The 25,908-nt window shown below is 72.6% G+C and carries 26 protein-coding genes and 1 pseudogene; 19 read left to right on the top strand and 8 right to left on the bottom strand.

The genetic code is table 11. The features are described 5' to 3' along the window. Positions 1-306 precede the first annotated feature (306 nt). On the top strand, positions 307-1,689 hold the full coding sequence (locus tag H6H00_RS32785; RefSeq protein ID WP_369408066.1) for a cutinase family protein: 1,383 nt from the start codon (positions 307-309) through the stop codon (positions 1,687-1,689). A gap of 144 nt (positions 1,690-1,833) precedes the next feature. Here the strand turns inward: H6H00_RS32785 and H6H00_RS05465 are convergent, their stop codons facing one another. Then, complete coding sequence (locus H6H00_RS05465) at positions 1,834-3,489, bottom strand: hypothetical protein (protein WP_185720256.1); 1,656 nt, start codon at positions 3,487-3,489, stop codon at positions 1,834-1,836. 404 nt (positions 3,490-3,893) lie between these two features. Here H6H00_RS05465 and H6H00_RS05460 point away from each other — a divergent pair, with 404 nt between their 5' ends. The 3 genes from H6H00_RS05460 (at position 3,894) to H6H00_RS05450 (ending at position 6,437) form a co-directional block, all read left to right on the top strand. Further along, complete coding sequence (locus tag H6H00_RS05460) at positions 3,894-4,931, top strand: helix-turn-helix domain-containing protein (RefSeq protein ID WP_185720255.1); 1,038 nt, start codon at positions 3,894-3,896, stop codon at positions 4,929-4,931. Positions 4,932-4,980: 49 nt separating this feature from the next. Beyond that, positions 4,981-5,880 (top strand): alpha/beta hydrolase, encoded by a 900-nt coding sequence (locus H6H00_RS05455; RefSeq protein ID WP_185720254.1) that lies wholly within the window; start codon positions 4,981-4,983, stop codon positions 5,878-5,880. A gap of 128 nt (positions 5,881-6,008) precedes the next feature. Beyond that, positions 6,009-6,437, top strand: a complete 429-nt coding sequence (locus H6H00_RS05450; protein WP_185720253.1) for a BLUF domain-containing protein — start codon at positions 6,009-6,011, stop codon at positions 6,435-6,437. On the opposite strand, the pseudogene H6H00_RS05445 reads toward H6H00_RS05450, so the two are convergent. Beyond that, a pseudogene (locus H6H00_RS05445) lies at positions 6,434-7,461 on the bottom strand (IS481 family transposase). The gene H6H00_RS05450 and the pseudogene H6H00_RS05445 overlap by 4 nt on opposite strands. A 427-nt stretch (positions 7,462-7,888) precedes the next feature. Here H6H00_RS05445 and H6H00_RS05440 point away from each other — a divergent pair. The 3 genes from H6H00_RS05440 to mftR all read left to right on the top strand — a co-directional run bounded on the left by H6H00_RS05440 (position 7,889) and on the right by mftR (position 10,542). Further along, positions 7,889-8,431 carry a DUF7282 domain-containing protein gene (locus H6H00_RS05440; protein WP_185720252.1) on the top strand — a complete coding sequence of 181 codons (543 nt, stop codon included), beginning with the start codon at positions 7,889-7,891 and terminating at the stop codon, positions 8,429-8,431. 89 nt (positions 8,432-8,520) lie between these two features. Continuing rightward, on the top strand, positions 8,521-9,852 hold the full coding sequence (locus H6H00_RS05435) for a GGDEF domain-containing protein (protein ID WP_185720251.1): 1,332 nt from the start codon (positions 8,521-8,523) through the stop codon (positions 9,850-9,852). Positions 9,853-9,912: 60 nt separating this feature from the next. Continuing rightward, the gene (gene mftR, locus H6H00_RS05430) at positions 9,913-10,542 is read left to right on the top strand and encodes a mycofactocin system transcriptional regulator MftR (protein ID WP_185720250.1); all 630 of its coding nucleotides are present in this window, start codon (positions 9,913-9,915) and stop codon (positions 10,540-10,542) included. 80 nt (positions 10,543-10,622) lie between these two features. On the opposite strand, the gene H6H00_RS05425 is transcribed toward mftR, so the two are convergent. Continuing rightward, positions 10,623-11,372: a hypothetical protein gene (locus H6H00_RS05425; protein ID WP_185720249.1), complete on the bottom strand. Its 750-nt coding sequence runs from the start codon at positions 11,370-11,372 to the stop codon at positions 10,623-10,625. A gap of 672 nt (positions 11,373-12,044) precedes the next feature. Here H6H00_RS05425 and H6H00_RS05420 point away from each other — a divergent pair. Continuing rightward, a complete protein-coding gene (locus tag H6H00_RS05420; protein WP_141279928.1) occupies positions 12,045-12,248 on the top strand; it encodes a cold-shock protein in 204 nt (67 codons plus the stop codon). A gap of 67 nt (positions 12,249-12,315) precedes the next feature. On the opposite strand, the gene H6H00_RS05415 is transcribed toward H6H00_RS05420, so the two are convergent. Beyond that, positions 12,316-13,224: an NAD-dependent epimerase/dehydratase family protein gene (locus tag H6H00_RS05415; protein ID WP_185720248.1), complete on the bottom strand. Its 909-nt coding sequence runs from the start codon at positions 13,222-13,224 to the stop codon at positions 12,316-12,318. A gap of 275 nt (positions 13,225-13,499) precedes the next feature. On the opposite strand from H6H00_RS05415, the gene H6H00_RS05410 reads away from it, so the two are divergent. Both H6H00_RS05410 and H6H00_RS05405 read left to right on the top strand, forming a co-directional pair. Further along, positions 13,500-14,018, top strand: coding sequence for a bifunctional DNA primase/polymerase (locus H6H00_RS05410; RefSeq protein ID WP_185720247.1), 519 nt, complete (start codon positions 13,500-13,502; stop codon positions 14,016-14,018). A gap of 379 nt (positions 14,019-14,397) precedes the next feature. Next, a complete protein-coding gene (locus H6H00_RS05405; protein ID WP_185722183.1) occupies positions 14,398-15,645 on the top strand; it encodes a DUF445 domain-containing protein in 1,248 nt (415 codons plus the stop codon). A 12-nt stretch (positions 15,646-15,657) separates the two neighbouring features. Here the strand turns inward: H6H00_RS05405 and crcB (H6H00_RS05400) are convergent, their stop codons facing one another. Together crcB (H6H00_RS05400) and crcB (H6H00_RS05395) are read right to left on the bottom strand one after the other, a co-directional pair. After that, complete coding sequence (gene crcB, locus H6H00_RS05400; RefSeq protein ID WP_185720246.1) at positions 15,658-16,017, bottom strand: fluoride efflux transporter CrcB; 360 nt, start codon at positions 16,015-16,017, stop codon at positions 15,658-15,660. Then, the gene (gene crcB / locus H6H00_RS05395) at positions 16,014-16,427 is read right to left on the bottom strand and encodes a fluoride efflux transporter CrcB (RefSeq protein ID WP_185720245.1); all 414 of its coding nucleotides are present in this window, start codon (positions 16,425-16,427) and stop codon (positions 16,014-16,016) included. Before crcB (H6H00_RS05395) ends, crcB (H6H00_RS05400) begins: the two co-directional genes overlap by 4 nt. A gap of 113 nt (positions 16,428-16,540) precedes the next feature. Between crcB (H6H00_RS05395) and H6H00_RS05390 the strand changes: the two genes are divergently transcribed. The 8 genes from H6H00_RS05390 to H6H00_RS05355 all read left to right on the top strand — a co-directional run bounded on the left by H6H00_RS05390 (position 16,541) and on the right by H6H00_RS05355 (position 23,416). After that, the gene (locus H6H00_RS05390) at positions 16,541-16,999 is read left to right on the top strand and encodes a helix-turn-helix domain-containing protein (protein WP_185720244.1); all 459 of its coding nucleotides are present in this window, start codon (positions 16,541-16,543) and stop codon (positions 16,997-16,999) included. Between the two features lie 5 nt (positions 17,000-17,004). Further along, a complete protein-coding gene (locus H6H00_RS05385; protein ID WP_185720243.1) occupies positions 17,005-17,712 on the top strand; it encodes a hypothetical protein in 708 nt (235 codons plus the stop codon). A 109-nt stretch (positions 17,713-17,821) separates the two neighbouring features. Beyond that, on the top strand, positions 17,822-18,124 hold the full coding sequence (locus H6H00_RS05380) for a DUF2516 family protein (protein WP_185722182.1): 303 nt from the start codon (positions 17,822-17,824) through the stop codon (positions 18,122-18,124). Next, positions 18,118-18,669: a YbaK/EbsC family protein gene (locus H6H00_RS05375; protein WP_185722181.1), complete on the top strand. Its 552-nt coding sequence runs from the start codon at positions 18,118-18,120 to the stop codon at positions 18,667-18,669. Before H6H00_RS05380 ends, H6H00_RS05375 begins: the two co-directional genes overlap by 7 nt. 90 nt (positions 18,670-18,759) lie before the next feature. Further along, complete coding sequence (gene lon / locus H6H00_RS05370) at positions 18,760-21,066, top strand: endopeptidase La (protein WP_185720242.1); 2,307 nt, start codon at positions 18,760-18,762, stop codon at positions 21,064-21,066. A gap of 121 nt (positions 21,067-21,187) precedes the next feature. Continuing rightward, on the top strand, positions 21,188-22,570 hold the full coding sequence (locus tag H6H00_RS05365) for an FAD-binding oxidoreductase (protein WP_185720241.1): 1,383 nt from the start codon (positions 21,188-21,190) through the stop codon (positions 22,568-22,570). A 50-nt stretch (positions 22,571-22,620) separates the two neighbouring features. Beyond that, on the top strand, positions 22,621-22,986 hold the full coding sequence (locus H6H00_RS05360; RefSeq protein ID WP_439653256.1) for an ArsR/SmtB family transcription factor: 366 nt from the start codon (positions 22,621-22,623) through the stop codon (positions 22,984-22,986). Then, complete coding sequence (locus H6H00_RS05355; protein WP_185720239.1) at positions 22,970-23,416, top strand: SRPBCC domain-containing protein; 447 nt, start codon at positions 22,970-22,972, stop codon at positions 23,414-23,416. The genes H6H00_RS05360 and H6H00_RS05355 overlap by 17 nt, the downstream gene beginning before the upstream one ends. A gap of 1 nt (position 23,417) precedes the next feature. On the opposite strand, the gene purU is transcribed toward H6H00_RS05355, so the two are convergent. After that, positions 23,418-24,302: a formyltetrahydrofolate deformylase gene (purU, locus tag H6H00_RS05350; RefSeq protein WP_185720238.1), complete on the bottom strand. Its 885-nt coding sequence runs from the start codon at positions 24,300-24,302 to the stop codon at positions 23,418-23,420. Beyond that, positions 24,302-24,808: a DUF2505 domain-containing protein gene (locus tag H6H00_RS05345; RefSeq protein WP_185720237.1), complete on the bottom strand. Its 507-nt coding sequence runs from the start codon at positions 24,806-24,808 to the stop codon at positions 24,302-24,304. Before H6H00_RS05345 ends, purU begins: the two co-directional genes overlap by 1 nt. Positions 24,809-24,832: 24 nt before the next feature. Between H6H00_RS05345 and H6H00_RS05340 the strand changes: the two genes are divergently transcribed. Then, on the top strand, positions 24,833-25,855 hold the full coding sequence (locus H6H00_RS05340; RefSeq protein ID WP_255425586.1) for a UDP-N-acetylmuramate dehydrogenase: 1,023 nt from the start codon (positions 24,833-24,835) through the stop codon (positions 25,853-25,855). Positions 25,856-25,908 lie beyond the last annotated feature (53 nt).

Here is a 25,908-nt window from a genome sequence, read left to right as displayed (position 1 = left end):
TCATCGGGTGCGGTCGAGGCGATTGGGTGGCGGGTGCGGCATCCCGTCGACCTCCCGGAGGGCTACCACACGGCACGCCGGGCGCAGGCCTGGACTGTCCGGTCGAGTTGTTCTGCATGCTGCGCCCGACGTGCCGCGCGGTCGGGCGTTGCCAGGTCGACGGGATGCCGCATGGTCCGGCGTGTGATCCATGTAACGATACGTGGCAACACTGCGAAACACGGTAGTCGGTCTACTTGCCTGGGAACTTCGTAGGGGCCTCTTTTGAAGACGAACTCGCGCCGTGCGCTCCTTTCGGCCTTCCTGGTGACACTTGCTGCGGCTGGCGTTACCTCGGCTGCGACAGCTCCTCCTGCTGACGCGGCGGTCAACTGTCAGCCAGTTCTCGTTACCGTTGCAGGTTCAAATCAGAGGGATGGGTCGGCCGAGATGGATCGCCTCGGAACCCAAATGCGGGCGGAGGCCCGAGCCGATGGATTCGACCTTGCTATCGTGCCTGTCAATTATCCAGCAGTACCCGTAACCCGCTATCTGCGGCCGAACGGTTCATTTGACTGGGATGGCCTCGCGCGTAGTGAGGCAGTGGGCGTTGCGCGAATGAAGGAAGTGCTTCGAACCGTTCGCGCCTGCCCAACTCGGACCATTTTCCTAGCTGGCTATAGCCAAGGCGCGGACGTTGTTTCGCAGGTAGTGAATGAAATGACTCGGGACGAGCGTCGCACGGTTAGCGTTGCACTCTTCGGGAATCCCAGCTTCCTGCCAGCATTGCCTCAGGACTACGGTAGCTTCAATGCTAAGCGTCGGGGGGCCAGGCCATCTTTCGGCCAGGTTACCCATCAGATCTTAGCTCCGGACGTAACTGCGCGGTCTATTGACGCTTGCCTGAACGGTGATGCCATCTGCAACTACAACACTCTGAACGCATTAACGCTATTTACTGGCAGGAGTGCGCATTTCAGGTATGTGTCGTCGGGCTATGTGGACTTCGCTGCGCGCGACGTATGGGAACGCCGCGTCGGCCGAGATGTGCCCTCTGAGATTCGGCTTGATCCAGCTAGTGGACCGACTGGCACCGTAGTAACAGTAACGCCGTCAACGCCATGTCCTACGGGGTCCGTCAGTGCGTCGCTGGAGGCTGTCGGCGTTGATAGCCTCGGGCGGTCGTCTGTCGGCGCTGACGGGATGTGGAGGATTCGACAGCAGACGTTTACGGGTGCGACAGTCGTAGATTCCCGATCCGGCTTGGCGGTTGCGGCACCTATCAGCTGGACGATCAGGGTCAAATGTAAAGACAGTAATGGGGCGGTACTGAAGCAGTACGCGGATTCTCTCTTCATTGGCACCCAAGGTGTCGCAGCGCGCGTGCAGGTGTCTACTTCAACAGACCCTGCCGTGCTGAGCGCCGTTGTGACACCCACGGCCAACTGTCCAGTACCAAGTAATGGGATTCAGATCTTTGCGAGCACCTTAGATCTCGTTACCTACGAGTCTTCTGCAACTGAATCAGCAAGAACGACAACCAATTCTTCCGGCGGCTGGTCTTCGGTAACGGTGAATCTTCGGCGATTCGATGCAGACACCGAGGTTCGGGTCGGCGTGCGATGTCTATCTGGATTCGGCACTGCGAGCGAAGTTCCCACCTGCTTCTATTCTGTTCCTAAGACTCGCGTTTCAAAGGCCGTCAGCTAGAGTTTGTCGCAGTTCTACTGTAAGAAATGCGCTTTGGGTGACTGCTGAGGACTTGACTCCGCTGTCGTGCAATGGTCCTGTTTGTCGCTCAGCTTGGCGATGCTGCATGCAGGTCGGCCATTACCTTCCATTTGCCCGCATGCGCTAGGGGAGTGCGTATCGTTGTTCCCGTAATTCGGCCAAGTTCTGGCACATGTCCATAGTCGAGGCCGGAGCGCTGGTCGGAGCTAAGACGGGAGCTTTTGCCCCGATTTGGTGTGAGCTGGAGAGATATCGCGCGAGTTGGGACGCGAAAGCTGGGCCGTCGTTCACCGTCGCGAATCCGCGACCGTGCACGAACAGCTGTTTGCGCACGGTGGTCGACCGGTAGCGAGCTCGGCCGGTGTCCTGCTCGACTCGAACACGTCTGACCTTCTTCGTGAGCTGCTTGGACCGGTACCAGCGGCGCATGACGCGGCCGGCTGCGATCCCGACGTCGGGTGTGAGATCCCGGACGGCGAGCGCGGGGCGGAGGCCGCGGTAGCCCCAGAAGCGGCCGGCGCCGACGGTGTCGAGGACCTGGGCGTCGATGCTGCCGCACTCAGGGCACTCGTCGCGGTCCTCGTCGAACTCGCACCCGCAGTCGTCGCACACGAGCGACGTCGTCAGCCACTCGCGCGGCACGCGATGCTGGTACTCCTTCGCGCCGGCTGCGCCGTACTTGGCGAAGTAGATCGCCATGCGGCGCGGGTCGGTGAGCTTGATGCCCTCGGCGTAGTCCACGCCGGTGCCGGCAGCGAGGTGGCGGCGGCGCTGCTCGGCGTCGGGATGGGCGACGATGTCGGCCCAGGTGATCGAGAGCCACTGTCGGAAGTCGACCATCCGGGGTTGACCGGTGTGCGGGTCGTTGATCGAGGTGAAGCCCATCGGCGGGGTGGTCGAGAGATGCAGGTGCGGGGCGCCGCGGCGCTGGAATTCCTGCTTCCACGGTCCGATCAGGGGTTCGCCCCACGCGCGTTCGTAGCGCTTGCACAGCGCCCAGAAGTGGCGCTTCGCGCTCTCGGCGGTCGGGGCGACGGTGAGCCAGTCACCGGGGTAGGTCAGCGTGATCATTGCGGGGAGCCGGCCCGAGCGGTCGACGGCGACGAATCTGGGGGAGCGGCAGCCGGGGCAGGTGAACCGGTGATCCGCGTAGTCGGTGCCGCAGTCCGAGCAGATCCGGTACTGGCCGTAGAGACGGTTGTAGTCGAGGTCCGAGAGCCGAGCGACCATGCGCGCGCGGGACTTGGGGCTCCAGGCGAAGATCGTGCCGCGGGTGGGCAGCGGTTCAGGGGCGGCTTCGCCGTTCGCCGTCCAGGTGACCCGCATGTCGATCTCACGGCGGCGTGCTTCCGCGGCGCGTTCGCGAGTCCGCTCGGCGCGGGCGACGTCGCGGGTCTGCACGCGGATCACGCCGGGGCTCACAACGATCTGCCAGCGCGGTCCTTCCCGCGTCACCGTGTCGCGGCCGCCGTCGTCCCGGATGTGGGGGATGAGGTCGGCGGCTGCGCCGACCAGTTCGGGCCCAGGGAAGGCCGGGCGCCAGATCGGAAGCTCGTGATCGTTGAGCTGTTCGTGTTCACGGACAGATATGGCACATGGGACAAGCCCTGGTGCTGGCGCCGGCCCGAACGGTTCCGGTTCGCGGGCAGTCGACCCGTCGGCCTGACCATGGCGCCTGCCTCCGGCGCGCCATGGTCGGCCTGGGCCGACTGCTGCTCCCGTCTCGACGTGCCGGCGAAGACCTGGGATTGTCGCTGTGTCGATCTGGTCGGTGATCACGACGTCCACCGAGCCGAGCGACGATGTGTCGACGACGTTCCAGCGTCCGATCCTGACGGCAGCGCTGACGGCAACCCACCGGGACGAGGTGGGTCGCTACGGGTCTCGGAGAACTCTGCAGCCTTGTGCGAGCGCCCACGACGTGCGACCGTCGCGACCTGAAAAGCGGTAGGTCGGCGGTTCGACCCCGCCCCTGGCCACCTTCCCGACCAGCGGGCCCGTCCCGCGGCGGCTCTCCCCCCACCCCGGCGCGGTCCCGCGTCCGGCGGTTACGCGCGTCGACGTGCTGGTCCCGGCCGTGGTGCATCGGTAGCGTCTGCGACATCACCCGTCCCGACCGGGGAACGCGCACCCGGCCCCGTGCGGGCGCAGTTCGACGGCGAGGTCGAGCGGGAGGGTGTCGGATGGGCGAGCCGGCCGGCGAGTACTGGTCCACGAGCACCCGCGGCGAGCCGGGCGAGTGGGAGCGGATGCTGTCCGCGACGCACCTGCCCTGGTCGGTGCGCATCGACCCGGACCACGACGGACCGCCCTTCGAGGCGTGGGTCCGCCGGTGGTGGATCGACGACCTGGCCCTGGTCGACTGCGAGTGCGGCCCGTGCTCCGGGACGCGGCAGCGCCGCCAGATCGGCGACACCGACGGCGAGTTCGTCGTCGTCCTGATGACCCGGGCCGGGCGGGAGACCGTCAGCCAGGGCGACGCCGAGGCGGAGCTGCGGCCCGGCGACGCGGTGGTGTGGGACAGCACCACGGCGGCGCGGTTCGCGGTGTGGGAGCCGCTGGCCAAGCGCAGCCTGCTCATCCCGCGCGCCGCGCTGGACGAGGTCGGCGGGCGGGCCCGGACCGCGGCCGGGGTGATGCTCGACGGCGACGCGCCGGCCACCCGGCTGCTCGTCTCCTACCTCGACGCCCTGAGCACGGCACTGCCCGCGCTCGGCACGCCCGCGGTCGCCGCGGCCCGGAACGCGACGCTGGAACTGCTGACCGGTGCCCTGCGGGTCGACGGCGACGTGCCGTCGACGAGCGCGGCGCAACCGGCGCTGCGGGCGGCCATGGACCGCTACATCGAGCGCCACCTGCTCGACGGCACCGTCACCCCCACCGCCGTCGCGGCCGCGCACGGCGTCTCGGTGCGCACCGTCAACAGGATCTTCAACGCCACCGGGCAGACCGTCGGCGAGGTGATCCGGGTGCGCCGGCTCGCGCGGGCCCGCGAGGACCTGACGGACTCGGACCTGCCGGTCTCGGCGATCGCCCACCGCTGGGGCTTCTCCGACCCCAGCCACTTCACCCGCAGCTTCAAGGCGCACTACGGCTCCTCGCCGCGGGAGTACCGCTCGGCGGCGCGCACGGTTGGCGGCTCCGTCCAAGTTCCTGTCGTGCAGGTGCAAGGAGCCCGGTCCCGCCCGGGTGAGACTGGGGTCACAGCGGCCCGGGGCTGAGTCGAGACCTCCTCCGCGTCGTGCACCCCTCTCACGAAGGAGACCGACGATGGCCCGACGGGACGTGGAGTTCGACGCCGAGGGCGTGACCCTGCGCGGCTGGTTCTACGGGGCGGAGGGTGCCTCGGGGGCGGCGCCGACCGTCGTCATGGCGCACGGGTTCTCCGCGGTCAAGGAGATGTACCTGGACCGGTACGCGGAGACGTTCGCCGCCGCCGGGCTGAACGCCCTCGTGTTCGACAACCGCAACTTCGGGGCCAGCGACGGCGAGCCGCGCCAGGAGATCGACCCGTGGGCGCAGGTCCGCGACTACCGGCACGCCATCACCCACGCGCTCACCCTGCCCGAGGTCGACGGGGACCGGATCGGGGTCTGGGGCTCGTCGTACTCCGGCGGTCACGTGCTCGTGGTCGCGGCCATCGACCGCCGGGTGAAGGCCGTGGTCGCGCAGGTGCCGCTGGTGTCCGGGCACGACAACTTCCGGGCGCTGGTCCGGGCGGACTTCATCGACGGCTTCCGCGCCCTGTTCGACGCCGACCGCCTCGCCCGCCACGGGGGCGCGGAGCCCGGCATGGTGCCGGTCGTCGACAAGGACCCGCTGGCCCCCTCGGCCCTGCCCACCCCGGACTCCTACACCTGGTTCACCGACACCCACGAGCTGCGCGCGCCGTCCTGGCGCAACGAGGTGACCCTGCGCAGCGTCGAGATGTTCACCGAGTACGAGCCGATCAGCTACGTGCCCTACATCAGCCCGACGCCGCTGCTGCTGATGCCCGCGCAGAACGACGTGCTCACCCCGACCGACCTGGCGATCGCCGCCTACGAGAGGGCCCGCGAGCCGAAGCGGCTGCAGATCCTGCCCGGCGGGCACTTCGACGCCTACGTCGACGGGTTCGACGCGTCCGGCCCGGCCGCGAGGGACTGGTTCGTCCAGCACCTCGCGCCCTGATCCGGCGCCCGGACGGCAGGGGTCGGAGCAGTCGCAAACTGAGACTCCGGGGGTCGACCCCGTCCCCGATGCTCGTGCACGCATGTGATCCGACCCACATGCGAGCCGGGCGTCGAAGGAGACGTGAATTGCCGTTCCGCCTGATCTACCGCAGTCACAACCGCATCCCGGCCGACCAGCTGAAGAGCGAGCTGGGAGCGATCTTCAGCGTCGCCCGGTCGCAGAACAAGAAGGCCGACATCACCGGTGCGCTGCTGATCGACGGCGACTGGTTCGTCCAGACCCTTGAGGGTGAGGAGTCGGCCGTCCGCGCGCTCTACGACCACATCGAGAAGGACAAGCGCCACGAGCGGCTGTCCGTCATCGACGCCCAGGACGTGGAGGACCGCGTCTTCTCGCGGTGGTCCACGGCCCGGGTCTCCGAGGACGGCCAGCCCGACATCCCGCTCCTGATGAACCGGGACAAGGGCGGGGCCTCGCCGGCGGCCGGTCGCCCGACCACGCCGGAGCAGGACGCGGTGCTGGACCGCATGCGCGAGGCGGCGAAGGTCGGCTAGGTGTCCCCGGGACAGAGGTTGTTGACGCGGTGGGCGGGTGGGTGTCCACCGAGCGCGGTGTGGGGCCGGTGATGGTTGTAGCCGTGGAGCCAGGCCGGGAGCGAGGCGACACGCGCGGTGCTGGAGTCATAGACCGCGGCGTAGGCCCATTCCAGGGCCAGGGTGCGGTTGAACCGTTCGGCTTTGCCGTTGGTCCATGGACAGCGGGGTTTGATCAGTTTGTGGGTCGCGCCGAGCTCGGCCAGGGCTGCGGCGAAGTCGCGGCTGCGGCGGTAGGCCATGGCGTTGTCGGTCATCACCCGTTCCACGGTGATCCCGTAACCGGCGTAGAACGCCGCGGCCCGGCGCAGGAACCCGGTGCAGGCTGTGGCGTTCTCGCTGTCGAGGACTTCGACGTAGGCCAGGCGGGAGTGGTCATCGACCGCGACGTGGACGTAGTCGTAACCCACCCGCGGCCCGGTCCGGGCGGCCCGTGACTGGGCGCTGTCGCGGCCGTGGGCCCACCACCCGCCACCGTCCCGGATCCGGCCGAGCTTCTTCACATCGATGTGGACCAGCTCGCCGGGGCGGGCGCGTTCGTAGCGGCGCCACCGGTTCGGACCTGCCACCGTGGTGGCCGGATCGGCATGGCGTAGTTGTTGCCCGGTCGGCGGATCGAGGTCACGGAGCCGGCTGATCCCGAGCCGGACCAGGACCCGGTGCACCCCGGACGGCGAGATCACCGTGGCGTCGGTGCGGCGCAGTTCGTGGGCGATCCGCTCGGGTCCGAGTTTGCGGTCGCGGCGGATCTGCTCGATCCGGGCCTCGACCGCAGCGGGGGTCCGGTTCGGGGAGCGGTGCGGACGACTGGACCGGTCGATCAGACCGTCCTCGCCCTGCACCTGCCACCGGCGGTGCCAGGTCGAGGGGCACTGACGGGAGATCCCGGCCTCGGCCGCGACATGCGCGCGGGCCCGGCCCGGTCGACACGCTCGCACAACCGTCGTCTGCCCTCGACGGTCAGCGGGGCATTACGGTGCGGCACGAGGACCTCCAGAGCCGGTGGTGTGGTCGCCTTCAGCAGCTCCACACTCCGCCTGGAGGTCCTCCCTTACGCAAGATCATCGATCCTGCGTGTCCGCCCCCGCGTCACCAACCTCCGTCGGTGGGACAGCTAGGCGGCCCGCAGCCGCTCCAGCTCCCGCGCGGCGCTCCCGAGCGCCGAGACAGGGGCCGCACCGACGCGGAGCCGCAGCTCGGCACCCGGGCAGCGCCGGGCGAGCAGTGCGCCGTGCGCGGGCGACCCGCGCCGGGTCGGACCCCACGGCGGGACGTACGCGATGTCGTCGTCGACGCCACCACCGCGCGGTCGGGCGTGGGGGTGGACCGGTCGGATCGGTGAGGGTGCCAGATGAGACCCGTCTCAGAATCAGCTCAGCGGGGTCTCACACCCGGACGGTGGACTCGGTGCCATGAAGAAGACGACGCTCCTCGCCCTCGCCGCCGGTACCGCGCTCCTCGCCGGGTGCGGATCCGGTGCCGCCGAGACCCCGGTCGCCCCTGTGGCCGCACCCCAGGTCGCCCCGGCCACCACCGCGCCGGCCCCCGCGACCACCGCCCGCGGCGTGGCCCCGGTGGCCGACCCCGGCGCGACCGTCGACGCCGACGACCAGTCCGGCGACGGCCGCACGGTCGTCGTCCGGGAGGCCCGGGTCACCGCGGGTCCCGGCTGGGTCGTGATCCGCACCGACGACGACTCCGACGGCCGCGTCCTCGGCTCCGCCCCGGTGCAGCCCGGTCAGGCGGGCCCCGTCACGGTCACCCTCACCGAGCCCGTCCCCGCCACCGGTGACGACGACGACCTCACCGCCGTGCTCCACCTCGACGACGGCGACGGGGTCTTCGACGAGCGGACCGACCCGGCCGTCCTCGACGAGGACGACGACGACGGCGACCGCGACGACTCCTCGGGCGACGACGTGGAGGACGATGACTTCGACTACCGCTTTGACTGACGGCTGACGACATCACGCGCCGGCCGCTACCATCACCCGTAAGGGGCGCCTTACCGTGCCCCGTTCGTGGACGAGGGGGAGCACGGGGCATGCCACCGTCACCGGATCGGTCGATCGGGTCGGCGAGGTGGGCCATCCGGTCCGTACCGCGCCGGCTCGTCGCCGTCCTGGTGTCGGTGGAGATCCTCGCGGTCCTCGTCGTCGTGGTCGACGGTGTCGTCTCCCCGCCGGACGTCACCGCCACCGGGCTCTGGACGGTCGCGGTCCTCGCGCTCCTCGGCATGGTGCACACCGAGTCGGCGCTGGGCGTCGAGCGGATGCGCCGGCGCGTCGACCAGACCCCGCACCTCGACCTCAGCTCGGTGTGGACGTTCGCGGCCGCGCTGCTCCTCCCCGGCTGCCTGGCCACCGCCGTGGTCCTGCTCGTCTACCTGCACCTGTACCTGCGGGCCTGGCGCCCGTCGGGGTTCCCGGTGCACCGGGTCGTGTTCAGCACGGCCACGGTGGTCCTCGCCGTGCACGCCGCGGCGTCCGTCGCCGGGCTGGGCGGCGGGGCCGACCCGTTCCGCTCGGCGGTCGGCCTGGTCCTCGTCGCCCTCGCGGTCCTGACCTACGGCCTGGTCAACCTGGTCCTCGTCGTCGTCGCGATCCGGATGAGCGGATCGGGCACGTCCTGGCGCCGGGCGGTCGGGCACCGCGACGAGCTCCTGCTCGAGCTCACCACCCTCACGCTGGGCGCGGTGGTCGCGGCGGCCGTCTCGGCGTTCGGGGTCGCGCTGGCGGTGCTGGTGCTGCCGCCGCTGGTCGTGCTGCACCGCACCGTCCTGGTCCGTCAGCTGGAGGAGGCGGCCAGCACCGACGCGAAGACCGGTCTGCTCAACGCGGCGTCCTGGCGGCTGCAGGCCGACCTGGCGCTGCGTGCGGCCCGCAACTCCGGTGGCACCGTCGCCGTCCTGCTCATCGACATCGACCACTTCAAGGTCGTCAACGACCGCTACGGCCACCTCGCGGGCGACCAGGTGCTCTCCGGCATCGGCGCCGCGCTGCGCGCCGAGGTCCGCGACCACGACCTCGTCGGGCGCTTCGGCGGCGAGGAGTTCGTCGTGCTGCTCGCCGCGGCCGACGTGGACGACCTGCACACGAGCGCGGGCGCGGTGGCCGACCGGATCCGCCGCCGGATCGGCGAGCTGCGCACCGAGGTCGCGGTGTCGGGCGGGTCCACGGTCATCGACGACGTGTCGGTGTCGGTCGGCGTGTCCACCTACCCGGCCGACGGCGCCGACCTCGACCGGCTGCTCGAGGTGGCCGACGCCGCGCTGTACGCGGCGAAGGCCGCGGGACGCAACCTGGTGCGGCACGGGCTGCACGCCGTCGACGAGCCGGGCGGATCGGCGTCGAGGAGCCCCGTGCACGGGTCCTGATCGGCCGGCCGTGGCACGATCTGGGTGGGTGCCGAGCACGGAGCGCCCGAGGAAGGGCCGATGTCCACGCACACCGGGGAAGCCGCGGCCGGATCCCGTCGGGCCGGTCGGCGCCCCGTCACGTCCCGCGTCGAGATCGAGCACATCGCGCTCGACATGTTCACCCGTCGCGGCTTCGACACCACCACCGTCGACGACATCGCCGCCGCGGCCGGGATCGGCCGCCGCACCGTCTTCCGCTACTACGCCTCCAAGAACGACATCCCGTGGGGCGCGTTCGACGAGCAGCTCGACCGGATGCGGGCCACCTTCGCCGCGCTGCCGCCCGACCTGCCCGTGATGGACGGGGTGCGGGCCGCGGTGCTCGACTTCAACGAGGTGCCCGTGGAGGAGCAGCACTGGCACCGCAGCCGGCTGCGCCTGATCCTCGACACACCCGCCCTGCAGGCCCACTCGACGCTGCGCTACGCGGCCTGGCGCCGGGTCGTCGCCGACTACGTGGCGGGGCGGCTCGGGATGTCCAGCGACGACCTCGTGCCCCAGGCGGTCGGCCACGCGAGCCTCGGTGTCGCGCTCGCCGCGTACGAGCGGTGGCTCGGCCACGGCGACGGTGAGTTGCGGGATCTGCTCGACCGGGTGTTCCGGGCGCTCGACAGCGGCCTCACCGGGCCGCTCGCCCCCGATTCCTGACGGCGTCGCCCGACCATTCCTGAATTGCGCCGGCCGGCCGGGAAAGGGGCCGGCCGGCGCAATTCTTCAGGGCCCTGCGGTCAGCCCGTCGGCGCGGGCAGCCCGGCCGGGGCGGCCGGGAGCGCCGGGGCGGGCAGGGCCGGGTCCGGGACCGCGGGTCCGGGCAGGGCGGGATCGGGCAGGGCGGGATCGGGCAGGGCCGGTTCGGGCAGGGCGGGCTCCGGCACCGCGGGCAGGCCGGCGGCCGGGTCCGGCAGCGCCGGCACGTCGGCCGGCAGGTCGCCGACCGGCGGGCAGCCGACCGGGAGCCCGGTGGCCGGGTCGATCACGGACGGGTCGATCGCCGCGGGGTCGACCGCCGCCGGATCGGCGGGCAGGGCCGGATCGGCGGGCAGCGCCGGCTCCGCCGGGAGCGCGGGGTCCGCGGGCAGGGCCGGGACGTCGGCGGGGACGCCCGGAGCCGCGGGAACGGGCGGGACGAGGCCGGGACCGGCGGCGGAGGGATCGGTGGGGTCGGCGGGCACCACCGCGCACGGGTCGGACACCGGTGGCGTCGGGACCGGCGGCTCCGGGATCTGCTCCCCGACGGCAGGCAGGCCGGGTGCGGCCGGGAGTGCGGGCGCGGCGGCCGGGAGTGCGGGCACGGCGGGCGCGGCGGGCAGGGCGGGTGCGGCGGGCACCGCCGCGACGCCCCCCGGGACTGGCACGAGCGCGGTGTCGGTCGGCACCGTGCCGCCGAGGACGTCGGGCAGCAGGTCCTGCAGGGTGACCAGCAGCCCGTTGAGCAGTCCGCCGACCGGGGTCGGCGGCTCCGGGACCTCCGGGATCACCTGCTCCGGTGTGGCGGCGTACGCGCCGGTGGCGCCGATGACGGCGAGGGCGCCGCTCGCCGATACGGCGATGATCGCTAGGACAAATCTCCGACTCCGCACAGGAGCCCTCCCCGAGAATTCGACGGACGTGACGGGCGGAATGATGCGCGCGGCACCATTCGGACGCCAGGGTGCGACGGCGCCGCGCGGCCCGCGGCCGGCGCCCCGGACGCGTCTCTGGGTCACCGCGGGCGGCACGTCCACCGCATCGGGGTACCCCGTCGGGGTGGCGACACGCCGCGGTCCGCCCGACGCGCCGCCCGTTGCCCGGTGGGGCGACCTGGGACGGGCTCCCGGTCACCCGTCGAGGTGGGAGTTGTCCGACGTCCCCCGAAAGATCAAGATCGTCACCTTCCGTAGGTGTGTCGGGGCGTTCCTCTCACCGTGGGTGATGGCATCCGGGCTGGTCCGCGGGCCGGGTGGCGATCTTCGCGGGGCCCTCGGAGCCCCGGAGCCGCGTGATAGGTTTCCGCGCGGTTGCAGTCGTGTCTTCCTCGCTCGTTGTGAAGCGTCCGTGGAAAGTGACGGTGGGCTTCACGGGCGTCGCACGCTCGCCGTTCCGTGCCCCACCCCGCAGCCCCCGGTCGGCACAGTGCCGTCCGGGTCCGCTTCACGTGTGGGAGATCAGGTATGCCGCAGGGCACCGTCAAGTGGTTCAACGCCGAAAAGGGCTTCGGCTTCATCGCGACCGACGACAACGGTCCGGACGTCTTCGTCCACTACTCCGCGATCCAGACGGACGGGTTCCGTACGCTCGAGGAGAACCAGCGCGTCGACTTCGAGTCGAGCCAGGGCGCCAAGGGCCCGCAGGCCGACACGGTCCGCCCCATCTGAGGTCCCCAGGGCTGAGGTTCCGGAGCCGGCGATCCCCTCGGGGTCGCCGGCTCCGGCGTCTGCGGGGTCAGGAACCGGCGAGCCACTGCGCGGTCAGCGCCAGGCCCTCGTCGACACCGCGCGGCGCGAACCCCAGTCCGCGGGCGCCCCGGTCGTCCACCCGCACCGGCGGGAAGTGCCCGTAGACCTCGGAGCGCCGCGCGAACGTCCCCGCGCCGTCCCCGAGCGCCGACCCGGGTGGCAGCACCTCCACCCGCCCCCCGCCGACGTGCCCGGCGAAGGTGTGCAGCACGTGCCCGAAGGTCGCGGTCCCCCCGCACAGGACGTAGCGCCGCCCCGGGGTGCCGTGCTCGAGCGCGAGCAGGTGGCCCAGCGCCGCGTCCTCGGCGAGCACCCAGCCCACCGTCGCGTCGACGACGGCGGGCACCTCGCCGCGGGCCGCGGCGAGGAACAGCCCGTTGTAGGAGTGCGGTCCCTGCGGACTCGGCCCGTAGATGTTGACGGGGTTGACGACGATCGCCCCGATCCCGTCGGCGCCCAGGACGATCCGCTCCGCCTCGGCCTTGCTCGTCGAGTACGGGTCGGTCAGCGCGGGCGGGCCCGTCGGCTCCTCCGCCACCAGCCCGTCCGCGTCGATGATCGCCGCGCTGCTGCTGGTGCAGACGAACCGCTCCGCCCCTGCGGCCGTCGCCGCAGCGAGCGCCGTCCGCGTGCCGTCGACGTTGGCGCGGCGGGTCTCCTCCGCCGAGTGCCCGACGGAGCCGGCGAGGTGGAGCACGCCGGTGCAGCCCCGCGCGGCGCGGGTGAGCCCGTCGAGGTCGTCCAGGGCGGCCACGACGACGTCCACCCCCGCGGGCAGCAGGGCCCGCGCCCGGTCGGCGTCCCGGACGGCCGCCCGGACCTCCAGCCCCCGGCGCACCGCCAGCTCGACGAGTGCGCTGCCCAGGAAGCCCGTTGCTCCGGTGACCATCAACATGGGGTGATCCTGGCAAGCACCGGGCCCTCGGCGCAGCCGCTGGTCGACGGCGGCCGGACGGCGACCGGTCCGTCGACCGATCGGAGTAGCCGTCGGCCCGCCGGCGTGGACCGGTCGCCCGCTGCCCCGCGGTCGCCCTGCGTCGCCCGACGGTGCGCCGTTCCACTCGTCCCGAAGTCACGCACGGTCGCCGCTCGGGGACTCCAGGTGCGTCTCCGCGTGCCGATGTTGGTGTTGAGTGTCACAGGACGACATCGAGGCAAGGGGAGTGAGACATGCCGGGCTGGGACAGCTACCGCACGGTTCACGGTGCGGAGCTGCGCGCGGCGGCGCGGGAGTTCACCGTCCACGGGTGGCCGGTGATCGAGGAGTCGGCCACTGCGCTGCGCCTCGTCACGGGCACCACGCTCGACGTGCTGGAGGTGCCCGCCGTCGTCGGCCGCGGCATCTGTGCCCAGCTCCGGGCGGTGGACATCGTCGTCCCGGTGGCCGGGACGCCCACCGGGTCGTGGTGGTACCCGATGGCCCCGGGCGCCGTTCCGCCCGCCGATCTCCTCGCGGCGGAGGGCGTCGTGCTGCACTCGACGGGCGGCTCCGTGCTCGCGCCGCCGTCGCAGGTCCCCGACGGCTGGGTGCACTGGCGGGTGGCTCCGGCCCTCACCGGGTACCTGCTGCCCTCGGCCGAGCTGATCGTCCCCGCCGCTACGGAGAGTGTTCGGTGGCGGGCCGACCACGACAGGCATCCGGGCGCCCAGCGGCCCGCCGCTGCCGCCGTGGCGGGGATGCGGTCCTGACGGGGGCCGCGTAGCCGGACCGGTCGGTCCCGCTGCAGCGACCCGTCGGGTCGCGCCGGGACCGCCGGACCGTCCGGCGAGGTGCGGCGCCCGGAGGGGGCACTTCTCCCTCCCGGCGCGGCCGCACCCCGAACCTGGCCGGGGCCGGTGGATCACCATCGGCCCCGGTCATGACCAGGCGGTGCCCGGGCGCGATGATGCCTCCCGGAGTCGTGGGGGCAACACGTCCCCGGGAGGCATCGACCGGAACGCGTCCGGTCACACGGGGGTTCGCGCACGCGGGCACTATGGGTTCGTGCAGACCTCGCAGAACACCCGAACGGCGGCACCCGTGCCCCGTTCCCGGCCGGTGGTGGAGGTCGGGCTCGGCATCGGGTCCATGGACCCCGCCACGAAGGCCCGCGACCTCCGGAAGATGAAGTCGCTGGCCACGGGCCTGCTGCTGCTCGCCACGGTGATCTTCCTGGCGTCGCGCTGGTGGGAGTCGGCCGACGGCCCGGTCTGGATCGCCTACGTCCGCGCCACCGCGGAGGCCGCGATGGTCGGCGCGCTGGCCGACTGGTTCGCGGTCACCGCGCTGTTCCGCCGCCCGCTCGGGCTGCCGATCCCGCACACGGCGATCATCCCCACCAAGAAGGACATGATCGGCGACAGCCTCGGTGACTTCGTCGGCGAGAACTTCCTCGCCGAGGACGTCGTCCGCGACAAGCTGGCCCGCGTCGAGGTCTCCTCCCGGGTCGGGGCGTGGATCGGGCAGGAGGCCAACGCCGACCGCGTCACCGCGGAGCTCGCCACGGCCGCGCGCGGCGTCGTCACCGTCCTGCGCGACGAGGACGTGCAGGAGGTCATCGAGCAGGTCCTCGTGCGCAAGCTGATGGAGCGGCAGGTCGGGCCGCCCCTGGGCACGGTGCTGGAGGGGATCCTCGCCGACCAGTCGCACCACAAGCTCGTCGACCTGGTCATCGACCGCGCGTACGACTGGGTCTCGCAGAACCAGGAGATGGTGCTGCGGGTGGTGCACGAGCGCGCGCCGTCGTGGTCGCCGCGGTTCGTCGACGACCTCATCGCCGACCGCGTGTTCCTGGAGGTCCAGACGTTCGCGTGGGCCGTCAAGACCGACCCGCAGCACCCCCTGCGGCTCGCCGTCGACCGCTACCTCGACGAGTTCGCGGCCGACCTGCAGAACGACCCGGAGACCATCGAACGCGCCGAGAAGATCAAGGTGCAGATCGTGGCGCACCCCGACGTGCAGAAGTTCATCGGCGGCGCGTGGGGCGTGGTGAAGGGCCTGATCCTGGACGCGGCGGCCGATCCGTCGAGCGCGCTGCGGCTGCGCGTGCGCGACGGGCTGCTGTCGTTCGGGGCGCGCCTCAACTCCGACGACGCGCTGCGCGCCAAGCTCGACGGCTGGCTCGCCGACGCCGCGGGCTACGTCGTGCGGCACTACCGCGGCGAGATCACGACGCTGATCACCGACACCGTGTCGCGCTGGGACGCCGAGGAGACCAGCCGCAAGGTGGAGCTCCAGGTGGGCCGCGACCTGCAGTTCATCCGGATCAACGGCACGGTCGTCGGAGCGCTGGCCGGCCTGGCGATCTACACGGTGAGCCAGGTCGTCTTCGGCTGAGCGGGCGGCCCCTCAGGTGAGGGCGCCGCCGAGCAGCAGGCCGAGACCGGCCGCGGCGAGGCCCGCCACCACCGAGCCGACGGCGTTGGCGACCGCCGCGCCGCGGCGCCGCCGCTCGCCGAGCGCCACCGTCTCGAGGGCGAAGGTCGAGTAGGTCGTGAGCGCGCCGCAGAACCCGGTGCCGACCAGCGCGGTCACCTCGGGGGAGGCGCTCGCGCCCACCACGAGACCCAGGACGAACGACCCGACCGCGTTGACGACGAACGTGCCCCACGGCAGCCCGGTGGAGTGCCGCGCCTGCACGATCCGGTCGGTCGCGTAGCGCAGCGGCGCCCCGACGGCCGCCCCGAGCACCACCAGCAGCGCGGTCACCGGGGGAGCCCCACGGCCAGGCGGGTCAGCCGCAGCCCCAGCCAGGTGGCGACGAGCGCCGCGACCAGCGTGCCGACGATGTACGCCCCGGCCGCGACGAGGCGTCCGGCGCCCAGCACCTGGTGCGCGTCGACGGCGTAGGTGGAGAAGGTGGTGTACCCGCCGAGCACCCCGGTGCCGAGCAGCGGGCGGACCAGCGGGTGCGCCTCCCGGCGCTCGGTGACCAGCACGACCAGCACGCCGATGAGCAGGCACCCGGTGACATTGACGGCGAACGTCGCCCACGGGAACGAGCCGACCGGGTGCGGCAGCGCGAGCCCCAGCCCGTGGCGGCCGAGCGCCCCCAGCGCCCCGCCTGCGGCGACTGCCGCCAGCGCGGGCGCCTGCCCGGTGAGGGGTGCGGTGGTCATCCGCGCACCGTACCCGGGTGTGGTGGAGGCCACGCGACCTGCGCAAGCACTGTGCTTGCAACTGCTAGCAGTGCCGGGTAGCGTCGCTGGGGACAGGGACGGAGGTGAGCGGAATGAGCCCGAACGACAAGCAGGACCGATCCACCGAGCGGGTGGGTCACGTCGTCGAGCAGGTCGGCCATGTGGTCGAGCACGCCGGTCACGCCGTCGGTCAGACCGTCGAGGGCATCGGCGCGTACATCCGCAGCCAGCGCGAGCTGGCCGACGTGTCGATGCGCCAGCTCGCCCGCACGGCAGGCGTCAGCAACCCCTACCTCAGCCAGATCGAGCGGGGCCTGCGCAAGCCGTCGGCCGAGATCCTGCAGCAGATCGCGAAGGGTCTCCGCATCTCCGCGGAGGCGCTGTACGTGAGAGCCGGGATCCTCGACGAGCGCCCGGCGAGCGTCGTCACCGACGCCGTGCTCGCCGATCCGACCCTGACGGAGCGCCAGAAGCAGGTGCTCCTCGACATCTACGCCACCTTCCGCCGGGAGAACGACGCCGTCGCACCCGGAACCACAGACAAGGAGTGACCTCCATGGCCGTCCAGCTGCCCACTTCCACCGATGTCCGCAAGGCGCGTGCGCAGGCCGCCGAGCGCGCTGAGGTCGCCCGCACCCCGCTGCTCGCCGTCCTCGGTGCCGGCGACTACGCCGTCACCAGCGTGAGCAAGGCCGTCGCCGACGCCCGGGCCCGTGCCGAGGAGGCCGCGAACCGCGCCGCCGAGCTGCCCCAGCGCCTCTCGCCCGAGAGCCTGCGCCAGCTGGTCGCCGACCTGCGCGCCGACGCCGAGGAGCGCTACACCGACCTCGCCGAGCGCGGCGAGAAGACCTGGGGCCGCATCCGCAAGCAGCCGCAGGTGAAGAACGCCATCTCCACCATCGAGACCTACACCGACAAGCTCGACGCCCGCGTCGACACCGCGGTGGACGAGGTCCACGACGTCGCCGAGAAGGCGCTGTCGACGGTCACCCGCCAGACCCGCTCGGTCGGCGAGAAGGCCGCCCGCGCCACGCAGGACTTCGCCGCGGAGGCCGCCGAGACCGTCGCCGAGGTCGCCGAGGACGCGTCCGGCAAGGTCGCGGAGGCGGGCAAGGACGCCGCCGCCACGATCAACGAGGCCGGCGACGAGGCCGCCAGCACCACCCGCTCGGTGAGCCGCAAGGCCGCCAACCGCACCGCGCCGAAGACGGCCACCCGCAAGCCGGCCGCCCGCCGCGCCACGAACGGCTCCACCTCGAGCTGATCACGCGGAACGTCGCCGCGCGACGTCACAGCGCCCCCGGAGCCTCCCGCGCCCCGGGGGCGCTGTGCTGCCCGGGTGCGGCGGGTACATTGACGACGTGTACGAGTTCCTGGATGTCCTGGATAACTACATCCTGTGGGGCATCGGGTTGCTCGCGATCCCCGTCGGCGGTTACGCCTTCGTGCACGCGCTGATGCAGCGGGCCGACGCGTTCACCGCCGCCGACAAGCTCACCAAGCCCGCCTGGCTCGGCATCACCGGCGCCAGCGTGCTGATCCTCATCGTCTTCTACGGCGGCCTGGGCAGCAGCGGCTCACTGTTCTGGCTGGCCGCGCTCGTGGCGTCGCTGGTCTACATCGTCGACGTGAAGCCGGCGATCGTCGGTGTCCAGGGCGGCGGACCGCACTGGTGACCTGGTCCGTCCTGGGCACGCTGCACGCGGTGCCGGCCCTCGACCGGCCCGACCTGCTCGCCGACCCCGTCGCGCTCGCCCTGAAGGCCCTCGACCCGGCCGACGCCGCGCTCGTCGGGGTCGCGGAGATCGACCCGACGCTCGCCGACACCGCCGAGTTCTGCGCCGCCCACGGCTCACCGCTCGACGGCTCGGCCAACTGCGTCGTCGTGGCCGGCCGCCGCGGCGAGGCCGTCCGCTACGCCGCGTGCCTCGTGCTGGCGACGACCCGGGCCGACGTCAACGGGCTGGTCCGCAGGCGCCTCGACGCCCGCAAGGCCTCCTTCGCCCCGATGGACGACGCCGTGACGATCACCGGCATGGAGTACGGGGGCGTCACCCCGATCGGGCTGCCCGAGGACTGGCCGGTGCTGGTCGACGCCGCCGTGGCGGCCGCGCCCGCCGTCGTCATCGGGTCGGGGGTGCGGCACTCCAAGCTCGCCCTGCCGGGGTCGCTGGCGGCCCGCCTGCCCGGCGTCGAGGTGATCGGGGGGCTCGGCCGGTAGAGCCGACCCCGCTCAGGGTTCCTGCGTTCGCCGGCAGCGTACTTCCTTGAACGCTGGAACAAGTTCAACGCTGTAACGGTTGGACCGGGCATGACAGAGACGCAGAAGCTGCCGGTGCTTCCGCTCGCCGACTCGGTGGTGCTGCCCGGCATGGTGGTTCCCGTTCGCCTCGACAACGCAGAGGTCCAGGCAGCGGTCGACGCAGCTCAGAGCGTCGACCGGAAGGTTCTGGTCGTCCCCCGCCTCGACGGGAAGTACGCCGCCGTGGGCACGATCGCCGTCCTCGAGCAGGTCGGCCGGCTCCCCAGCGGGGAGAAGGCGGCCGTCGTGCGCGGCGAGGGCCGCGCGCAGATCGGCTCCGGCGTGACCGGACCCGGTGCCGCGCTGTGGGTGGAGGCGACCCCGATCGAGGACGCCCCCGTCACGGGCCGCGCGACCGAGCTGGCCAAGGAGTACAAGGCGCTGGTCGTCGGCATCCTGCAGCAGCGGGGCGCCTGGCAGGTCATCGACTCGGTGCAGCAGATCACCGACCCCGGCCAGCTCGCCGACACCGCGGGCTGGGCCTCCTACCTCGACCTGGAGCACAAGGCCCAGCTGCTCGCCGAGCCCGACGCCGTCAAGCGGCTGGAGCTGCTGGTCGAGTGGACGCGGGCGCACGTCGCCGAGCAGGAGGTCTCCGAGAAGATCTCGAACGACGTCCGCGAGGGCATGGAGAAGACCCAGCGCGAGTTCCTGCTGCGCCAGCAGCTGGCCGCGATCCGCAAGGAGCTGGGTGACGACGACACCGAGGGCGTCGAGGACTACCGCACCCGCGTGGAGTCGGCCGACCTGCCCGACCACGTCCGCAAGGCCGCGCTGACCGAGGTCGGCAAGCTGGAGCGGGCGTCGGACCAGAGCCCGGAGTCGGGCTGGATCCGCACCTGGCTCGACACCGTCCTCGACATCCCGTGGACGGAGAGCACCACCGACAACGCCGACCTGAAGGCGGCCCGGGAGATCCTGGACGCCGACCACGCCGGCCTCGACGACGTCAAGGAGCGGCTGATCGAGTTCCTCGCCGTCCGCTCCCGGCGCGACCGCAAGGGCATGGACAAGGTCGGCGGCCGCGGCTCCGGTGCGGTGCTGTCGCTCGTCGGGCCCCCCGGGGTCGGCAAGACCTCGCTCGGGGAGTCCGTCGCGCACGCGCTGGGCCGGAAGTTCGTCCGCGTGGCGCTGGGCGGCGTCCGTGACGAGGCCGAGATCCGCGGCCACCGCCGCACCTACGTCGGCGCGCTGCCGGGCCGGATCGTCCGGGCCATCCGCGAGGCGGGCTCGATGAACCCGGTCGTGCTGCTCGACGAGATCGACAAGGTCGGCAGCGACTTCCGCGGCGACCCGACCGCGGCGCTGCTCGAGGTGCTCGACCCGGCGCAGAACCACACGTTCCGCGACCACTACCTCGAGGTCGACCTCGACCTGTCCGACGTGCTGTTCCTGGCCACGGCCAACCAGTTCGACACGATCCCCGGCCCGCTGCTCGACCGCATGGAGGTCGTGACGCTCGACGGGTACACCGAGGCGGAGAAGGTCGCCATCGCGCGCGACCACCTGCTGCCCCGGCAGATCGAGAAGGCCGGGCTCGACACCGGCGACGTGGAGTTCACCGACGTCGCGCTGTCGATGATCGCGGCCGAGTACACCCGCGAGGCGGGCGTGCGGCAGCTGGAGCGCGGGCTGGCCAAGGCCCTGCGCAAGGTCGCCGTGGCCCTGGACTCGGGGAAGGAGGCGCCGATCCACATCGACGCCGACGCGCTCGTCACGTTCCTCGGGCGGCCGAAGTTCACGCCGGAGTCGGCGGAGCGCACCTCGGTGCCCGGCGTCGCGACGGGGCTCGCCGTCACCGGGGCCGGTGGTGACGTCCTGTTCATCGAGGCCACCTCGATGGAGGGCGAGGCCGGGCTGATCGTCACCGGTCAGCTGGGCGACGTCATGAAGGAGTCGGTCTCGATCGCGCTGTCCTACCTGCGCTCCCGCGGGCTGGCCGGTGACCTGGCGTCGCGCAAGCTGCACGTCCACGTGCCGGCGGGCGCGGTCCCGAAGGACGGGCCGAGCGCGGGCGTCACGATGACCACGGCGCTCGCGTCGCTGGCCAGCGGGCGTCCGGTGAAGGCGTCGGTCGGGATGACCGGCGAGGTCACGCTGCAGGGCAAGGTGCTCCCGATCGGCGGGGTCAAGCAGAAGCTGCTGGCCGCGCACCGGGCGGGCCTGACCGACGTGATCATCCCGAAGCGCAACGAGCCCGACCTCGACGACCTGCCCGACGAGGTCCGCACGGGCCTGCGGATCCACCCGGTCGCCGACGTCGCGGAGGTGCTGGAGCTGGCCCTGGAGCCGGCCGAGGTGACCGCCGCGGCCTGACCCCGGCGCACGACACGGCGCCCCCACCCGATCCCGGTCGGATGGGGGCGCCGTTCGCGTATCCGGACGGGCCCCCGGTGACTCCATCCCCCGGCAGGTTCCGAGACCCGAGGGAGAAGTCATGATCGACACCTTCGACGCGCTGCGTGCGGCCCTGGCCGGCACCGTCCTCGTGCCGGGTGATCCGGACTACGACGGTGCGCGCCTGATCTGGAACGGCGCCATCGACCGCTACCCCGCGGTGGTGGCGCGGTGCACCTCGCCCGCCGACCTCGCGGAGGCGCTGGCGTGCGCGCGGGAGCGCGGCCTCGACGTGGCGGTGCGCGGGGGCGGCCACGGCTACTGGGGTGCCGCGGTGCCCGAGAACGGCCTCATGATCGACCTGAGCCCGCTCGACTCCGTCGTCGTCGACCCGGGCGCCCGCCGCGCCCGCGTCGGGGGAGGGGCGACGCTGGCGCGGCTCGACGCGGCCTGCCAGGAGCACGGGCTCGCGGTCCCGGCCGGGACGGTCAGCCACACCGGTGTCGGCGGGCTCACGCTCGGCGGCGGGTTCGGCTGGCTCACGCCGCTGCACGGACTGTCGATCGACAACCTGGAGTCGGCCGAGGTGGTGCTGGCCGACGGGAGCTGCGTGCGGGCGAGCGCCGACGAGCACCCGGACCTGTTCTGGGCCCTGCGCGGCGGCGGGGGCAACTTCGGTGTCGTCACCGAGTTCGAGTTCCGGCTGCACCCGGTGGGGCCGATCGTGCACCTCGGCCTGATGTTCGTGGAGCAGGACCGGGCGGCGCACGCGATCCGGACGGCGCGCGAGGCGTTCCGGTCGGTCCCGCCGGGGATCAGCCCGGGGATCGCGTGCATCAGTGCCCCGCCCGCGCCGTTCGTGCCGGAGCAGCACCACTCCGCACCGGGCGTCGCGCTCATGATCGTCGGGTTCGGGACGGCGCAGGAGCACGCCGCCGCGCTCGCGCCGGTGCGGGACGCGCTCGGCCCGCTCTTCGAGGCCGTGCTGCCGCTGCCCTATGTCGCGCTGCAGCAGATGCTCGACGAGGGCTCGTTCTGGGGCGTCCGGTCCTACACGAAGGGCCTCTACCTCGACGAGCTGCCCGACGCCGCCGTCGACGTCCTCGCCGAGCGCCTGCCCGGCCGGGCCTCGCCGCTGTCCCAGGTCCTGATCTTCCCCTTCGGCGGCGCGTTCGCCCGGGTCGCGGACGAGGACACCGCGTTCGGCGGGAGCCGGTCCATGCGCTACCTGGTCGCGATCGAGGGGACCTCCCCGGACCCCGGGACCTACGACCACGACCGGCGGTGGGTCCGGGACACCTGGGACGCGCTGCGGCCGGTCGCGACAGGGCCCGGCGGGTACGTGAACCTGATGGCCGAGGTCGACGACCGGACCCTGCGGGCGACCTACGGGTCGGGGAAGTACGAGCGGCTGGCCCGGATCAAGGCGCAGTACGACCCGGCCAACGTGTTCCGCGCCAACGCCAACATCAAACCCGCCTGACGCCCGCCGGTCCGTTGCCGAACGCGTAACTGATGTGTTACACATTCGCGGTGCTCGCCCTCGCCGCCCTCGCCGACCCGGTCCGCCGGGAGATCGTCGAGCTGCTCGCCGTCGGGGAGAGCACGGCGGGGGCGATCGCGGAGCGGTTCCCGGTCTCGCGACCGGCCGTCAGCAGGCACCTGCGGGTGCTCCGGGAGGCCGGCCTCGTCACCTCGCGGGTGACGGGCCGGCACCGCCTGTACGCGCTCGACCGGGCGCCCCTCGCCGAGCTCGACGCCTGGCTCGACGGGTTCCGCCCGCTGCGCCCGGCGGCCGGGCCGGCCGGGCGCCTGGACGCACTGGACACCGAGATGCACCGCGGCCGGCGACAGCGCCGCGGGGCCGGAGGAGGAGACGTCGATGACCGCACCGCGTGAGATCGTCCTGCGCAAGGAGTTCCCGGACCCCGTCGAGGACGTGTGGTCCGCCGTCACCGACTCCGAGCGGCTCGGCCGCTGGATCGGCACCTACACCGGCCGCGGCCGCGTCGGGGGCACCGTCGAGCTCACCGTCACCGGGGAGGTCGACGCGGGCGGCACGGTCGCCGAGCCGGTCACGGTGACGATCCTCGAGTGCGACGCCCCGCGCCGGCTCGTCGTCGACATCCCGGAGAGCGCGACCCGCTCGTGGCGGGTGGCCGTCGACATCGCCCCGGACGGGGAGGGGTCGGTGCTGGTGTTCACCCAGCAGGTCGCCGACGGCCTCGACGCCGCCGACGTCACCGCGGGCTGGCGCTGGTACCTCGACCGCCTCGAGGCGTCGCTGCACGGCACCGCCCGTCCGGAGTGGGCGGCCTACGCCCCCTGACCTACCGGAACACCACCGTCTTGTTGCCGTGCACCAGGATGCGGTCCTCCAGGTGCCAGCGCAGGCCGCGCGAGAGCACCAGCCGCTCGATGTCGCGGCCGCGGCGGACCATGTCGTCGGCGGTGTCGCCGTGGTCGACCCGGATGACGTCCTGCTCGACGATCGGGCCGGCGTCGAGGTCGGCCGTGACGTAGTGGCAGGTGGCCCCGATCAGCTTCACGCCGCGGGTGTACGCCTGGTGGTACGGCCGCGCGCCGGCGAACGAGGGCAGGAAGCTGTGGTGGATGTTCAGCGCCCGCCCGGCCCACCGCTCGCACAGGTGCGCCGGCAGCACCTGCATGAACCGGGCCAGCACGATCGCGTCGGGGGAGTGGGCGTCGACGGCCTGGCGCACCTTCTCGAACGCCTCCACCTTGCCCGCCTCCCGGCGCGGGTCGCCCGCGACCGGGAACGGGACGTGGTGGAACGGCACGCCGTGCGCCTGCACGATCCCGGCGAGCGACGCGTGGTTGCCGACGACGGCCTCCAGCCGCACCGGCAGCTCCCCGCTCGACGCCCGGCCGAGCAGGTCGTGCAGGCAGTGCGTCTCCTTGCTGACCAGCACCACCGCCCGCTTGGGCACCGCGGTGTCGGTCACCGACCAGCGCGTGTCCGGGCCGATCTCCGCGGCCACCTCCGTGAAGCGCTCGCGCAGCTCGTCGGCGTCGAAGGGCAGGGAATCGGCGCGCACGACCTGGCGGGTGAAGAACCAGCCGGTGGCCGGCTCCGAGTGGTAGGCGGCCTCGACGATCCAGCCGCCCGCGTCGGCGAGGAAGCCCGCGATGCGGGCCACGATGCCGGTGGTGTCGGGGCAGCTCAGCGTGATGACGTAGCGCCGGTCGTCCATCAGCGGTGCTTGCCGGCGAGCCACTCCAGCGTGAACGCCGTCTCCGCGGCGAGCAGCTGCTGCACCTGGTCGACGATCACGGCCTCGATCTTGCCGCCGAGGAACGGCACCTTGACGGTGACGTCGGCCCGGACGAGCAGCTCGCTGCCCGTGGCGACGTCGTGCAGGCCGAGCGACCCGACCGCGGACGCGGGGGTGCCGGGGATCTGCACGTCGACGTCGCCCGCCCAGCGCCCCGCGGACTGACGGCGCAGCGACTCCGTGCGCTGGATGATGAGGTTCCCGCTGACCAGCGAGCTGACGATCGACGGCAGCGCGGCCTGGTCGACGCCGTGGCGGATCGTGTACGTCCCCCCGTCCGGGGTGGACTCGTGCGCCAGCACCTTCGCGCCGGGCCCGCCGAGCTGGGCCAGTCGGGCCCGCAGGTACTCCTCGTCGAGCATCACCGCGGCGACGTCGTCGGCGCCGTGGTGCGACGACGACCGGTAGTCGATCTGTCGTGACATGGACGGAGGCTACCGTTGCGTCCCGTGTCCACCACCGAGCTGGCGTCGTTCACCACCCTGCGCCTCGGCGGCCCGGCGCGGCGGCTGGTGGAGGCGAGCACCGCCGACGCCGTCGTCGAGGCGATCCGCGCGGCCGACGCGGCGGGCGAGCCCGTGCTGGTCCTGGGCGGCGGCTCCAACCTCGTCGTCGACGACGCGGGCTGGCCCGGCACCGTCGTGCACGTCGCCTCCACCGGCGTGCGCACCGAGCGCCGCCCCGACGGGTCCGTGCTGCTCACCGTGGAGGCGGGGGAGGACTGGGACACCGTCGTCGCCGCCACCGTCGCCGACGGGCTGGGCGGGCTGGAGTGCCTGTCCGGGATCCCCGGGCGCACCGGAGCCACGCCCGTGCAGAACGTGGGCGCGTACGGCGTCGAGATCGCGGAGCTGCTCGTCGACGTCGACCTCTACGACCGGCGCGCCGGCACCGTCCGCGAGCACGTGCCCGCCGCCGAACTGGGGCTCGCGTACCGGACCAGCACGCTGAAGGGCCGCGACGACGCCGTGGTGCTGCGCGTGCGGTTCGCGCTGCCCGGCGACGGCGACAGCGCGCCGATCCGCTACGCCGAGCTGGCCACGACGCTCGGCGTCGAGCCGGGCGGGCGGGTGCCCGCGGCCGTCGCCCGCGACGCCGTGCTCGCGCTGCGCCGCGGCAAGGGGATGGTGCTCGACGCCGCCGACCACGACACGTGGAGCGCCGGGTCGTTCTTCACCAACCCGATCGTCGCCGAGGCCGACGCCCCGCCCGGCGCCCCCCGCTGGCCCGCGGGGGAGCGGGTCAAGCTGCCGGCGGCGTGGCTGATCCAGCACGCGGGGTTCGCGCGCGGGCACGCCGGCCCGGGTGGGCGCGTCGCGCTGTCGAGCAAGCACGTCCTCGCGCTCACCCACCGGGGCGGCGGCAGCGCGGCTGACCTGCTCGTGCTCGCCCGGGAGGTGCGCGACGGCGTGCGCTCCACGTTCGGGGTCGACCTCGCGCCGGAACCGGTTCTCGTCGGTTGCCGGTTGTAACCTCGGGCACGCGGGGCAACTCGAACGGGACCCGCACGTCTTCAGGTGCGGGG

Origin of the sequence: Pseudonocardia petroleophila, from assembly GCF_014235185.1 — a bacterium.
In the GTDB taxonomy this organism is placed as follows: Bacteria; Actinomycetota; Actinomycetes; order Mycobacteriales; family Pseudonocardiaceae; genus Pseudonocardia; species Pseudonocardia petroleophila.
This window is presented reverse-complemented; position numbering and strand designations above follow the sequence as displayed.

Coding starts and splice junctions, on each gene's coding strand:
- purU (WP_185720238.1), bottom strand. CDS start 24,302: ATGGACGACCGGCGCTACGTCATCACGCTGAGCTGCCCCGACACCACC.
- crcB (WP_185720245.1), bottom strand. CDS start 16,427: ATGACCACCGCACCCCTCACCGGGCAGGCGCCCGCGCTGGCGGCAGTC.
- H6H00_RS05415 (WP_185720248.1), bottom strand. CDS start 13,224: ATGTTGATGGTCACCGGAGCAACGGGCTTCCTGGGCAGCGCACTCGTC.
- H6H00_RS05455 (WP_185720254.1), top strand. CDS start 4,981: ATGGCCCGACGGGACGTGGAGTTCGACGCCGAGGGCGTGACCCTGCGC.
- H6H00_RS05365 (WP_185720241.1), top strand. CDS start 21,188: ATGATCGACACCTTCGACGCGCTGCGTGCGGCCCTGGCCGGCACCGTC.
- H6H00_RS05385 (WP_185720243.1), top strand. CDS start 17,005: ATGGCCGTCCAGCTGCCCACTTCCACCGATGTCCGCAAGGCGCGTGCG.
- H6H00_RS05460 (WP_185720255.1), top strand. CDS start 3,894: ATGGGCGAGCCGGCCGGCGAGTACTGGTCCACGAGCACCCGCGGCGAG.
- H6H00_RS05405 (WP_185722183.1), top strand. CDS start 14,398: ATGGACCCCGCCACGAAGGCCCGCGACCTCCGGAAGATGAAGTCGCTG.
- H6H00_RS05355 (WP_185720239.1), top strand. CDS start 22,970: ATGACCGCACCGCGTGAGATCGTCCTGCGCAAGGAGTTCCCGGACCCC.
- H6H00_RS05410 (WP_185720247.1), top strand. CDS start 13,500: ATGCCGGGCTGGGACAGCTACCGCACGGTTCACGGTGCGGAGCTGCGC.
- H6H00_RS05440 (WP_185720252.1), top strand. CDS start 7,889: ATGAAGAAGACGACGCTCCTCGCCCTCGCCGCCGGTACCGCGCTCCTC.
- lon (WP_185720242.1), top strand. CDS start 18,760: ATGACAGAGACGCAGAAGCTGCCGGTGCTTCCGCTCGCCGACTCGGTG.
- H6H00_RS05390 (WP_185720244.1), top strand. CDS start 16,541: ATGAGCCCGAACGACAAGCAGGACCGATCCACCGAGCGGGTGGGTCAC.
- H6H00_RS05435 (WP_185720251.1), top strand. CDS start 8,521: ATGCCACCGTCACCGGATCGGTCGATCGGGTCGGCGAGGTGGGCCATC.
- mftR (WP_185720250.1), top strand. CDS start 9,913: ATGTCCACGCACACCGGGGAAGCCGCGGCCGGATCCCGTCGGGCCGGT.
- H6H00_RS05420 (WP_141279928.1), top strand. CDS start 12,045: ATGCCGCAGGGCACCGTCAAGTGGTTCAACGCCGAAAAGGGCTTCGGC.
- H6H00_RS05345 (WP_185720237.1), bottom strand. CDS start 24,808: ATGTCACGACAGATCGACTACCGGTCGTCGTCGCACCACGGCGCCGAC.